This is a genomic window from Xenorhabdus sp. PB61.4 (assembly GCF_963894935.1).
GTDB classification, from domain to species: domain Bacteria; phylum Pseudomonadota; class Gammaproteobacteria; order Enterobacterales; family Enterobacteriaceae; genus Xenorhabdus; species Xenorhabdus stockiae.
Window position 1 is genome coordinate 1 of record NZ_CAWQJR010000009.1, and the last position, 14,816, is coordinate 14,816.

Here is a 14,816-nt window from a genome sequence, read left to right on the forward strand (position 1 = left end):
CAGCTCAGTAGCCAGGGCTTGTAACTGTTTCTCGTCCATCTTTTCACCTGTTTTAGTTGATAAATTAAACATATCAAAAACAGGCAATTACACAAATTTAGAAACAGGGTCCCTAGCGCCGCTCTTAACATATCATCCAGTGTTTTAAAATAATATGTTGTTGTTCCAAGCGGAACCCCTGCTTCTGCTGCCACAGCCCGATGATTACACTCATAAATACCATCCCGGCAAATAACAACCTGAACTGCATCAAGAATTTGATTATATTTTGCTTTCCCCTTTGGGCTAAGTTCCTCATACATATCTGCACACCAATCTAATATCTTACTTTTTAAAAGGTTGTAGAAAATAACATTATTTCAATTAAAGGCAACACACCAAACAGAATTCAGATTTCATTACGATGATAGGCTTCATCCCTGAAGCCACTCTTCTCTCGTCGTTCACGATAAGATTTTATCCATAAAACTGGCTGATACTCTCTTTTTCCTGACCAGATACGATGGCATTGAGCAGTCGTTCATAATGTTTTGCTAAACTCTCAATAACTTCTTCTGTATACAACTCCGGGTTGTAATTCAGCTCACACCCTATACTTTCCGGCATATATAATAAATTCATTCCGAGTGATTCAAAAGGAATCACATCAGTTTCTATCAGTGCAACATCAAGATTTGGTAATGATAATTTTTCATCTTTAGATATATCTATGAAATCATACATGTTTTGTGCATCCATATAATTGAACAAAACATTAAAAATATTTTCTCTTGCCTTTTCTCCCACTGCTTCAATCACCACAGACATATGAATATTTGAATTTTCTATGGCTCGATAAATTGACTGACTAACCTGCTTAATGATTTCTTGCAGGCTCATCTCCTTATTGATATTCGATTTTACTATTAGGTCACCTAAGAATAACCCTATTGTCTGATGATTTTCTATGCGAGTACGATCAGCTTTTGGTGAGGTAACGATATGTTGTGATTCACCGGAATGCATAAAAAGACATGTATGGAACAATGCCATAAATAACATATAAGGTGTAATCTTATGAGTTTCACAATATTGTGAAGCAGCTCTATCAAGGAAATTAGGTATTTTTATATGACGGGAGCAATATCGATATTTTGAAGCCAAATGTTTTCTGAAGGGAGCCGGAAAATCGCGGTCAGAATTGACATCAGAAAATTGTTGTTGCCAGAATTTAATCTGCTTTTTAGCTTCCTCAGTCGCATGGAGGTCTTGTAAGTCATAAACATAGCCAGAATATTGCATAGGAACAGGCGGTAATGTATTTTCTTCCCCTCGTGAATAAGTCGTATATAATTTCTTAAACTCATTCATAATGATATTAACAGACCATCCATCAGAAATAATATGATGGACATCAATAAGCAATATGGTGACTTTTTCCGAAACAGGTAGTAAGAATGTCCTGATTAATGGACCATTATAAACATCAAAAGGTGTTCTTAACTTCTCTTCCCAGAGTTTATTAATTTCAATAGAAATTTCTTCTCTTTTTATTTCTCTTGGTAATGCTTCAATAACTTGTAAGTTAACTTTCATATTCTCATCAGGCTGCATGAAAATATTATTATTTTCTTTATAAAACCTAAAACGTAAACTTTCATGCCGTTCAAAAATAGTGCTCAAACTTTTTTCTAACGCACCTTTATCCAGCTCTCCCTCCATTAGCAAAGCAATTGGCACATGAAAACAATCTTCTAACAACTCTTCTTGGACAAAATACCAATACATTTTCTGACAATAAGAAATCGGTATTTTTTTATCAGATTTATTGTGTGTTGTCTTAGGTGAAGATATTTCATGCTTATAACTATGACGAATCAGACTTGCAATCTGTGCAATGGTTGGATTGGCAAATAACTGATGCATGGTGAAATTTTTGTCTAACGTATTTTTTATTGAAGCAACTATTTTAACAGCCAGAAGTGAATGGCCTCCGAGCGAGAAGAAATGATCATAAATACCCACTTGTTTGATTTTTAAATGCTCTTGCCACAACTGACTAAGTTTTTCTTCAATCTCATCTCTCGGTGCGATATAAACCTGACGATGTAAATCACTTTCATCTGGGATAGGTAACGCTTTCTTATCTACTTTATTATTTAAATTCAGTGGAATGCGCTCTAATGGGATATAGAGGCTCGGGATCATATAATCAGGTAATTGCTTTTTCAGAGCCGACTCCAATAGCTCCGTAAGTTCTCCACCAATAGCTGGAAGCTGTGGATAATTGGCCAAATGAGTTTGATTGTAATCTGAACGTGCTTGTATTTGGGGTAAGTCACCACGGCTGAAAATCACATCGAGTAAATCAGGTTGTTGTTGTGACCATGTAAGCTCACACTGGTAACCACACTGTTCTGCATATTGCAGTAAAGATTCAAGAGCAGAAACCTGCTCTGCTATTTCAGGAGAAAAACTGCCGGCATTTTTGGGTGGAAAAATAATCTGATCAGATGACCAATGGCGTAACCCTTCAGCTAAATCAAAATCATCTTTGATGCGGGCATTAGGAATACCTGAGACACCAAATGTATCGAATTCGCCTATCTCTAACGTATTCCGAAGATCTTCAAGAGAATTAAAATCGTTCCAAATCATCGTTGGATCGCTACATAATTCTGTATTTTTATCACATTTATATAATATGACATCATAATGATAACGCAGCATTTGGTTGTCACCAACACCACGTTTAACCAGAATATCCACTCTTCCAATTTCCGGGTAACGTGTCGGCAATTGTGCAAAATAGGTCGGGCTAATTAAAAACTCATTTTCTTGCTGTAAACGCCGTTGAATGTAATTTGCCAGCGTCTCTACCGAAATATTTTGGTTATTTAGGCGATCTCTTTCAATGGCTGTGATATGTGCGGTTAATAAATCTAAATTACGAATATCCCCCAGAAGAATTTTCCCGCCATTTTCAATCGCAGGTAATAACTGCGTAATGACTTTTTCCAGATATTGAACATTGGGGAAATATTGGACAACAGCGTTAATTACGACAGAATCAAACTGTTCAGGAGTGATTGCGCCTAAATTCAGAGCATCACCTCTTCTTAATTCTACGTGCGACCAACCACGTTTTTGCAAAATATTTTGGTGACGCGCCAATACTTCGGCTGAAATGTCAGTCGCTAATACTGATTCACATTGCCCGGCATAGCGATACAGCAATAAGCCAGACCCACAGCCAATCTCCAATAATCGTCGGGATTGCAGAGAGTTTATCCGCTGCATAATCCCCGCTCGCCACTCTTCCATTTGTTCCAAGGCAATCGGCTGTTCAGTATAGCTGTTCACCCAGCCGCTAAAATCACTGTCATCATCGCACTTATCAATAGTGTCAGTAGTCGTATTTTCTGCTAGTTCCTGACGATACTGGTTATCAAAAATTTCTGTCCAACTTTCAAGGTAATCGACATTAAACTCAGTAGCTTTCTCCGCCAGCCAATTGGTACTTGGACAGACATAAGCAATGAGTTTCTTGTCTTCACTGTCATGACCATTAACGATTACAGCCGCATTACTTAAAATCTCCTGTCCCGCCAGAACCGCCTCGATTTCTCCCAGTTCAATACGGTGGCTGCGAATTTTAATCTGCGAATCAAGTCGGCCAATAAATTCCAGTTCACCTTCTGGTGTCCAGCGTACTAAATCGCCAGTGCGGTACAGTCGGTCTGCAGGATTGGTACTGAAAGGATCACGGATAAATTGTTTTTCCGTGAGATCTGGTGCATTACGGTAACCCCGTGCCAATTGAATCCCACCAATATGCAGTTCTCCAACAGCCCCGAACGGTACTAGATTGCCATCAGAATTCAGGATGCGCATGACAGTATTTGGTAACGGTTTTCCAATCGTTACTCGCTTATCTACTGTCAGTAAGGCGCTGGTTACAATTGAAGTGCACTCAGTTGGACCATAAACATTAAATAGTTTTCTGTCCTGCGACCACTCTTCTACAATATGTGGAGCCACAGCCTCCCCAGCCAATAATAAGGTTGAAACCGTGCGCCATTTGTTAAAATCCAGATGTGGTAACAGTGCCGGCGGGAGCACTACATGAGTAATATGGTGTCTTTCAACTATCTCATCCAGCCATTCAGGGGAACGACGATGTGTTTCTGAAATCAGATATAGCGTAGCACCATAAGCCAGCGTCATTGCCATTTCCAGTACGGCTGCGTCGAAACTCCAGGAGGCAAACTGCAATGTGCGAATATCCGCATTTGCGTCAAATAATTCAGCTTGTGCCTGTGCCAGATTCACCCAGCCTTTATGCTCCAGCATTGCTCCTTTTGGACGGCCGGTAGAGCCGGAGGTATAAATGACATAGGCCAGATGATTTTCAGTCAGGGGGAACGGACGATGAGTAATATTAGCTGTGGGTAAATTTTGCACATATGAACGTACCGTTTCCGTATCCAAACAAATAACACGTTGCTGACTGATGGGTAATTTATCAACTAATGATGTATCAGTGAGAATAAATTCGGCTCCGCTGTGTTCCAGCATATATTGCAAACGGGCTTGCGGGTAACTGGTATCCAACGGCACATAAGCCCCACCAGCTTTAAGAATACCCAATAGTGTGATCACCGTTTGTAATGACCGGGGAAGACAAATAGCAACCAGAACATCTGGCTGAATACCCTGCTCAATCAAATAATTTGCCAATTGATTAGCCTGCGCGTTAACAGCTTGATAACTTAAAGTATCATCACCAAAAACCAGCGCCGTTTTTTCAGGAGTTTTCGCCACCTGTTCTTCAAATAGCTCATGGAAGCAACATCCTTGTTGAACATGCTCTTGTCGACCATTTAATTGATGCAATAAGGTTTGTTTTTCCGTATCACTCAAGATTGGTAATTCATGAACTGAGGGTTCTTTATTGGCTGAGACACCTGTCATCACTTCAACAATACCAGCAAGCAGAACTTCATAATTGGCAATGAATCTGTCAATAGTGTTACTGTGGAACAGATTCGCATCATAGAGCCATATTATAGATAATTCGTCTCCTTGCTTTTCTTCATAAACATAAATCTCCAGATCAAACCGAGTCGTTTTAAGTAAATTATCATCTAACTGGGTCAGACTATCCTGCTCCAGCGTTATATTTTGCTGGTTGTTCTGTACCGCAAACATAATCTGAAATATAGGATTATAATTTAAGCTCCGTTCCGGGCTGAGCTTTTCAACCACTAACTCAAAAGGTAGATCCTGATGTTCATAAGCATCCAGAATAGTGCGGCTATTTTGTTTTAACAACTCACTAAAAGTAGGATTACCGGATAAATCTGTCCGGATAGCCAGCGAATTGACGAAAAAACCGATTAACGGCTCAATATCATAATGTCTTCTTCCGGCAAGTCCTGTTCCAATAACGATATCTTTCTCATTACTGTAACGGCTAAGTAATACCGCAAAAGCCGTTTCCAGAAACATAAATAACGTCACGTTATGCTTAGCACATAATCCCCTGACTGCTTGGGTCAGATGTGAGGAAATGCGCTGTATATGAAGACGTCCTCCGATATTTTGTTTTCCTGTTCGTGGATTATCCAGCGGTATATTATGAACAGGTGAGATTCCAGCCAATTGATTCTGCCAATATGTTAATTGTTTTTCCAACACATTGCCTTGCAACCAGCTCTGTTGCCATTGGACATAATCGGTGTACTGAATTTTTAGTGGTAATAACGGATTTGCCTTTCCCTGACAATAAGCTCTATATAACGTAAAAAACTCACTGAGAAATATTGAAGCGGACCAACCATCAAAGGCAATATGATGTACCGTATAAATAATAAGATAATCATCTTCTGCCAATTTTATTAACCTAAGGCGCAACATCAGGTCTGTGCTAAGGTCAAAGAGTTGATTCTCTTCTTCCTTACTAAACTGTTTTATCTGGTCGTTTTTCTCAGTCTCAGACAGTGCAGATAAGTCATAATATGTAATCGGTATATCGTAATCAGCGGCAATAAATTGCCGCGGCTCGTTATTAATAATCTCAAAATAGGTACGCAATACTTCATGACGTTCAAGCAGCGACTTAACTGTGTCTTCAAACGCCTTTATGTTAATAGCTTCCCGTATCCTGAAATCGAATATACAGTTATACTGAAGACTGCCACCAGCCAGTTGATCAATAAACCACAAACGCTGCTGAGAAAATGAAAGCGGATAATGATCCGCTTTTTCAGTACGCTGAACATCTTGCAAAAAATGACTCGCCTGAGTCTGTTCTTCTGAATTCAGCTGGTTCAGAAAATCAATCAGCTCTTGTTTATGTTGTTTCCACTTATTGAGCAATTCAGTGGGAATGCTGTCACAACTGGTTTCGTATTGTAACCGATTGTTAACAACAAATAGAGTAATCCCCTGTTCTAACGCCTCATCCACAATCTGTGCTACATCTATCATATTTCACCTCTTAAATATTCCTGAGATGAATCTTTCTCTGCCTGAAAATGTTTTCTTTTTTCTTTGAGTAGATGAATGGTGATAATTTGCGATAATTGCTCAAGTGTCGGGTGTTCAAACACACTTCTTAATGGTACTTCTATTCCTAAATCGTTGCGTATTGAACTAATAAAACGAGTTGCCTGAAGCGAGTGACCTCCGAGAGTGAAGAAATTGTCATAAATGCCGACTTGATTAACGTTAAGTAATTTTCTCCACAACTGACTGATTTTAATTTCTATTTCACTTCTTGGAGCGACATAGGTTTGCCGGCGTAAATCATCTTCATTTGGGACTGGCAACGCTTTTTTATCCACTTTGTTATTTAACGAAAGTGGCATTCGTTCCAGAGGAATATAGAGGCTGGGAACCATATACTCTGGCAATTGCTGTTTCAGGGTCGATTCCAGTAATTCTGAAAGTTCGCCATTAATGGCAGAGATTTGCGGATAATTCGCCAGATGTACCTGATTGTAGTCAGTACGCGCCAGCACAGGAGGTAATTCGCCACGGCTGAAAATAATATCCAGTAAATCAGGTTGCTGTTGTGACCATGTAACGCCACACTGATAACCGCATTGTTCAGCATATTGCAGTAAGGATTCGAGTTCCTGAATCTGTTTTAATGCTTGTGGAGAAAAGCTGCTGGCATTTTCCGGAGGTGTGATTATCTGGTTGGCCGACCAGTGGCGTAACCCTTCTGCCAACACAAACTCATCTTTAACTCTGGCATTAGGAATACCTGAAATACCAAATGTCTCTTCTGTTCCTGCCTGTAGTCTGTTTTTCAGGTTTTCCAAAGAATCAAAATTGTGCCAAATTATTGAACGTTCACAGAGAGATCCTGTATTTTCATCTCTTTTATGTAATATGACGTCATAGCGATAACGCATCATTTCATTGTCACCCACACCCCGCTTCACCAGAATATCAACCCGGCTGATTTCTGGGTAACGTTCCGGCAACTGGGCAAAATAAGTTGGGCTGAGTAAAAATTCCGGTTCCTGCTGTAAACGCCGTTGGATACGGTTTGCCAGCGAACCCACCTGAATACGTTGTCCATTGAGACGACTTTGTTCTATTGCTGTAGCGTGGGCGGTTAAGAGATCTAAGTTGCGGATATCACCCAGCAGTATTTTTCCTCCTGATGTCAATGCAGGTATTATTTGCTCAAGCATTTTTTCCAGATACTGAACATTAGGGAAATACTGGACAACTGAGTTAATTACGACAGAATCAAATTCGCCCGCATGTAGTGTTCCTGAATTGAGCGCATCCCCTCTTCTGAGTTCCACATGTGACCAGCCACGCTGTTGCAGGATATGCTGGTGACGATTTAAAACCTCAGCCGATATATCGGTAGCAACTACTGATTCACACTGTTTAGCATAGCGGTACAACAATAATCCACTGCCACAGCCAATTTCCAGTAAACGGTGAGGATTCAGGGAGTCAATCCGCTTCATTATGTCAGCTAACCATTCTTCCATTTGTTCAACGGCAATTGGTTGTTCAGTGTAACTGTTCATCCAGCCACCGAAATCACTTTCTGCTGTCACTACCTCACTTATATCTTCTTTCTGGGTACTCTCCATTATGGGTTGACGGTATTGCTCATCAAAAATTTCTGTCCAGTTATTAACACTGTGTGCGTTAAATTCAATGGCTTTTTCACCTAACCACTCTGTGCTTGGGCAAACATATGCAATGAGTTTTTTATCTTCATCCTGACCATAAGCGATCACAGCAGCACTACTTAAGGCGTTATGCTTACTCAAAACAGATTCTATCTCACCTAACTCTATACGATGGCTACGAATTTTAACCTGAGAGTCAATGCGACCGATAAATTCCAATTGACCATCGTGTGTCCAGCGAACTAAATCGCCAGTACGATACAGTCTGTTTTCCCGCTCATTCGTTGAATGCGAGCTGAATGGATCGCGAATAAATTGTTTTGCTGTGATTTCCGGTGAGTTGCGATAACCCCGTGCCAATTGAACACCACCGATATGCAACTCTCCGATAACGCCCATAGGAACCAGATTACCTTCTGGATCAAGAATACGCATCACTACGTTAGGTAAAGGTTTTCCAATAGTAATGCGTTCGTCAGTTAATAAAGCCGTAGTAACGATAGAAGTACATTCTGTCGGGCCATACACATTGAACAATTGTCTATTCTGCGACCATTGAACAGCAATTTGCGGTAGCACGGCTTCACCGGCCAGAAGTAGTGTTGAAACAGAATGCCATTTATCAAAATTAAGATGAGGAAGCAATGCAGGTGGCAAGACTGCATGGGTTATCTGATGTTTTTCAACAATTTCATCCAACAATTCAGGGGAACGTCGCTGAGTTTCAGAAATAAGATACAGTGTTGAGCCATAGGCTAATGTCATAGACATTTCCAAAATCATGGCGTCAAAACTCCAGGAGGCGAACTGCAATACATGAATATTTGAGTTAACGTCAAATAAAACATCCTGCGAGAAAGCCAGATTAACCCACCCTTTATGCTCCAGCATAACGCCTTTCGGTTTGCCGGTTGAGCCAGAAGTATAAATGACATAAGCCAGATTATTTTCTGTCAGTGGATATGGCCGCTCATTTTCGGTGATATTAACCCTAGGCATTTGTTGTAACTGCGATTGTATCGTATCAGTATCTAAACAAATGACTTTTTGCTGCGTGATAGGCAGTTTTTCTACCTCTTGCGTTTCAGTCAGGATAAATTCAACTTCACTGTGTTCTAACATGTATTGGAGGCGGGCTTTCGGATAGCTAGGGTCTAAAGGTACATAAGCCCCACCCGCCTTAATAATCCCCAGCAGCGCTACAACCGCCTGTAATGATCTTGGTACACAAAGCGCAACTAACGTATCCGGTTTAATACCCTGCTGAATCAAGTAGTGTGCTAATTGATTGGACTGCTCATTTAACGACTGATAACTCAGGGAATCAGTACCAAAGATCAATGCATTCTTTTCAGGGTGTATTGATACCTGCTCTTCGAAGAGTTCGTGGAAACATTTTCCGGTTGGATAAGGAACCTGTGGCTCGCCCCACTCATGAAGTAAGGTGTTTCGTTCAGAGTCTGCCAGTAATGGAATATCATGGACTGATGGTTCGCTGTTACCGGAATGATGCTTCATCACATTAACAATGTTAGTCAACAACGTTTCGTAATTGGCTAGTAGTCTGTCAAGGGTAGCTATATTGAATAGGCTGGTATCCGCGATCCACTGAATTGATAGCTCACCTTCGCTTTCTTCTTCATATATATGGACTTCCAAATCAAATCGGGTTGTCAGAAGCGAGCGCTCACCATCTTCAATCACACTGCTTTGATCCAGTGTTGTATTGCGCTGGTTATTCTGCACAGCAAACATAATCTGGAAAATAGGGTTATGATTTAAGTTTCGTTCCGGGCTAAGTTTTTCCACCAGCATTTCAAAAGGCAGATCTTGATTTGCATAGGCATCCAGAATAGTACGGCTATTCTGTTTTAACAGTTCACTGAATGTCAGCTGACCAGATAAATCCGTCCTGATTACCATTGAATTGACGAAAAAACCAATCAGGGACTCTGTATCCCGGTGTCTGCGCCCGGCCAGTGGCATGCCAACCAGAATATCCTTTTCATTACTGTAGCGACTCAACAGTACGGCAAATGCCGTTTCCAGAAACATAAATAATGTCACGCCCTGTTTTGCGCACAGTGCCCTGATTTCCTGAGTCAAGCTCTTTGAAATACGCTGTGGATGTAAAAATCCTTCAAGATTCTGTTTTTCTGGTCGAGGATTATCCAGTGGAAAGTGGTGAACTAACGTCGCACCAGATAATTGGTTTTGCCAATAAGTAAGTTGTTTTTCCAGTATATCGCCTTGCAGCCATTCTCTTTGCCAACGAGCGTAATCAGTATATTGGACATTTAATGGTGGCAGAGGGTTTTCTTCACCCCGGCAATATGCCCGATATAGTGAGAGAATCTCATGAAGAAAGATCCCAAGCGACCAACCATCACAGGCAATATGGTGGATCGTATAGAGAATTATATAATCATCTTCTGCCAATTTTAGTAAGCGAAGACGTAGCATCAGGTCTGTACTGAGGTTAACAGGTTGCTTCCATTCATTTTCACCGAGTTGTTTAACCCGATATTCCTGCTCGGTTTGTGAGAGTGCGGTCAGATCGTAGTGTGTAATGGGTAAATCATAAGAATCTGAAATCACTTGACGTGGTTCGTTATCAATTATTTTAAAATGAGTACGCAAGGATTCATGGCGTTTTAGCAATGCTCCTACTGCCATTTCAAAGGCTTTAATATCGATTGATTCACGTAATCTGAAATCGCCAGAACAGTTATACTGAGGGCTACCTTCAGTGAGCTGGTCAATTAACCACAAACGCTGTTGAGCAAATGAAAGTGGATAATGTTCAGCACGCTCATAACGAGGTATATCCTGTAATCGGTGATTATCCGATTCTTCTTCTGATTCAAGCTGAGTCAGAAAATTAATGAGCTCTTGTTTATGCTGTTTCCATTCTTCAAATAATTCAAGAGGAATACTATCGCGATTGGTTTTATATTTTAGTTTATTATCGCTAACAAATAGAGTAATTCCTTGATTTAAAGCTTCATTCACAATCTTAGCTGCATTTTTCATATATGACCTTCCAATAGTTTTTGTGTTGTTTCTTGCTCAGTCTGGAAATGTTTTCTCTTTTCTTTAACAAGGTGGATCTCGATGATCTGTGATAACCGCTCAAGTGTCGGATGTTCAAAGACACTGCTTAGTGGTATTTCAATATCCAGTTCATTGCGTATTGAACTGATAAGGCGAGTTGCCTGGAGGGAATGACCACCCAGAATAAAAAAGTTGTCATGAATACCGGGCTGACTGATACCCAGCACTTCTTCCCATAATTGGCCGATTTTTTTCTCTATTTCATTTCTTGGTGCGACATAAACTTGTTGGTGAAGATCACTGCTATTCGGTGCTGGCAACGCTTTTTTATCCACTTTGTTATTGAGTGTCAGTGGCATTTGTTCTAGAGGAATATAAAGGCTGGGAACCATATATTCGGGTAATTGTTTTTTTAGTGCAGATTCGAGTAATTTTGAAAGTTCAGCTTTAATCACTGAGTATTGGGAGATATCTTCGGTATCAAATTGCAAGCCTCTTTCTTCCAGCCAGCTGATAGTCGGACAAACATAGGCAACCAACCTTTTATCTTTGTCTTCTCCATATGTAATAACTACAGCACTACTTAAAGCTTCATGTCCACTCAGTGCGGTTTCAATTTCTCCTAACTCAATCCTGAATCCTCTTATCTTGACCTGAGAGTCAATCCGACCGATAAACTCGATATTGCCATCAGATAACCAACGGACTAAATCTCCCGTTCGGTATAAACGTTGAGGCTGGGATTCATCCGTTTGTTCATTGCAATATTTAATAAATTTGATTGCGTCCATTTCAGGTGCGTTCAAATAGCCGCGCGCCAGTTGAGCACCACCAATACATAATTCTCCCGCAACACCAATAGGCACCTGATTACCTGATGGATCAAGAATACGCATAAGAATATTCGGTAGCGGTTTCCCGATTGTAATTTTTTCATCAGTTAATAAGCTTGAAGTTACGATGGCTGTACACTCTGTCGGGCCATATACGTTAAACAGCCTCCTATTCTGTGACCAGTGAACAGAGAGTTGTGGAGGTACAGCTTCTCCCGCTAAAAGCAAGGTTGAAACAGAACACCATTTGTTAAAGTTCAGGTAAGGCAGTAAAGCCGGAGGTAATACAGCATGGGTGATTTGATGTTTTTCAACGATTTCGTCCAGACATTCAGGAGAATGCTGCTGGGCTTCTGAAATTAAGTAAAGTGTTGCGCCATACGCCAGTGTCATAGATATTTCTAAAATCATGGCATCAAAGCTCCATGACGCGAACTGTAATCCCCGGCTATGCGTATCAACACCAAATAATTCCGCTTGTGACAGTGCCAGATTGACCCATCCTTTATGCTCCAACATAACGCCTTTCGGTTTTCCGGTAGAGCCGGATGTATAAATAACGTAAGCCAGATTATTTTCCGTCAGCGGGAATGGGCGTTCAGTAATATTGTCGATAGGCATTTGCTGCAATTGTGACTGTATTGCCTCGGTATCCAAACAGACAACTTTCTGCTGACTAATCGGGAGTTTTTCTATCAGACTCGTTTCTGTCAGAATGAATTCTGCTTCGCTGTGTTCCAGCATATATTGGAGACGGGATACCGGATAACCGAGATCTAACGGTACATATGCACCACCCGCTTTAATGACGCCCAGCAGTGCAACTAATGCGCGTATTGAACGGGGAATACAGAGTGCAACTAATGTTTCTGGTTTAATCTTTTGTGCTATCAGATAGTGTGCCAGCTGGTTAGCCTGTTGGTTCAGTTCCTGATAACTCAATGAATCACTGCCAAAAACAACGGCGGTTTTTTCAGGATATCGGGCAGCTTGTTTCTCAAATAACTCATGAAAACAGCCACTATTCTGATTATATTCCTGTCTCCCATTCCATTGGGATAAAGTATGTATTTCAGCTTCAGCTAGCAGTGGAATATCATGAACGGAAGGTTCTTTATATATCAGTTCTGAGCCGACACGTGGTTTCATCACGCTGACAATATTAGTAAGCAGCGTTTCATAACTGGCAAGCAATCTTTCAAGAGTAATATCGTTGAACAGACTACTGTCATAAACCCATAAAAGGGACAACCCCCCCCCCTCTTCTTCATAAATATGAATTTCTAAATCAAACCGGGTTTTCAAAAGTAGACGTTCTTCGGTCTCAATATTATTATCCCGCACCAATGTCCCATCCCGCTGGGTATTTTCCAACGTAAACGCAATTTGGAACACAGGGTTATAATTTAGATTCCTTCCCGGACTGATTTTCTCTACCAACATTTGAAATGGCAGATCCTGATGTTCATAAGCATCGAGAATAGTGCGACTATTTCGCTTTAATAATTCACTGAATGTAGGCTGGCCGGATAAATCGGTTCTGATCACCAGAGAGTTAACAAAAAAACCAATCAGAGGTTCAATGTCATGATGAGTTCTTCCTGCAAGTGGCGTTCCGACCAGAATATCTTTTTCATTACTGTAACGGCTCAGTAAGACAGCAAAAGCAGTCTCCAGAAACATAAATAATGTGACTTCATGTTGGTGACATAACGCTTTGATCTCCTGTGCCAGATCTTTTGAGATATGTTGTTCTTTAAGAAGCCCTTTGAAACCCTGTTGTTCTGGCCGTGGATTATCCAGTGGAAAACGATGCAACGGAGAAATACCTGATAACTGGTTATTCCAGTAATCCAGTTGTTTTTCCAGAATATCCCCTTGCAGCCAGTTTCGTTGCCACTGAGCATAATCACTATATTGGATTTTTAGTTCTGGTAACGGGTTGGCCATCCCCTGAGAGTAGGCCCGATATAATGTGATAAGTTCATGGATAAAGATTTCTATTGACCAGCTATCACAGGCAATATGGTGGATGGTATAGAGAACGACATAATCATTTTCAGCTCGTTTTATTAGCCGAATACGTAACATTAGATCAGCACTAAGATTAAAAACCTTGTTATCCTCTTCTTTGCTGAATTGTTGAATATGGTGTTCTTTCTCATTTTCAGAGAGCATCGTCAAATCATGCTGAGTGATAGGTAAATCATAGGAAGTCACCAGAACCTGCCGTGGTTCATTATCTATAACCTTAAAGCAGGTGCGTAATGCTTCATGACGTTCGAGTAATGTTTTTACCGCCGCCTTAAAGGCATTTACATTGAGCTTTTCCCGTAATCTCAGATAGCCGGGGCAGTTGTATTGAGGACTGCCATCAGTAAGTTGATCGATAAACCACAAGCGTTGCTGAGCAAATGAAAGTGGATAATGCTCAGCATTGCGATTTCGCTGAATATCCTGCAATTGATATGTTTGTGTTTCTTCTTTTGCATCGAGTTGTTGCAGGAAATCGATCAAATCTTGCCTATAGTATTTCCACTCATTTAATAATTCCTCAGGAATATTATCTCGGCTGGTTTCATATTGTAATCGGTTATCAGCCACAAACAGAGTAATCCCTTGATTTAAAGCCTCATCCACAATTTGAGCGGCATTCTTCATATGTCACCTTTTATATGAAATAATTTAAAACATATTTTATTAATCTTTTTATATAAAAGATTAATCCATCAAATGAGTTTGTTTTAATTATTTTTCTTCAGAAGGATAAATGACCTTATAT

At 40.4% G+C, this 14,816-nt stretch carries 4 protein-coding genes; all 4 read right to left on the bottom strand.

What is annotated here, in order from left to right; all coding sequences use genetic code 11:
• A partial coding sequence (locus tag AACX68_RS01215; protein WP_370630324.1) for a TetR/AcrR family transcriptional regulator occupies positions 1–302 on the bottom strand: 302 nt, incomplete at its 3' end.
• Between the two features lie 154 nt (positions 303–456).
• The gene (locus AACX68_RS01220; protein ID WP_228860363.1) at positions 457–6,471 is read right to left on the bottom strand and encodes a non-ribosomal peptide synthetase; all 6,015 of its coding nucleotides are present in this window, start codon (positions 6,469–6,471) and stop codon (positions 457–459) included.
• On the bottom strand, positions 6,468–11,180 hold the full coding sequence (locus AACX68_RS01225; RefSeq protein WP_228860364.1) for a non-ribosomal peptide synthetase: 4,713 nt from the start codon (positions 11,178–11,180) through the stop codon (positions 6,468–6,470). Before AACX68_RS01225 ends, AACX68_RS01220 begins: the two co-directional genes overlap by 4 nt.
• Positions 11,177–14,695, bottom strand: a complete 3,519-nt coding sequence (locus AACX68_RS01230; RefSeq protein WP_228860365.1) for a non-ribosomal peptide synthetase — start codon at positions 14,693–14,695, stop codon at positions 11,177–11,179. The genes AACX68_RS01225 and AACX68_RS01230 overlap by 4 nt, the downstream gene beginning before the upstream one ends.
• Positions 14,696–14,816 lie beyond the last annotated feature (121 nt).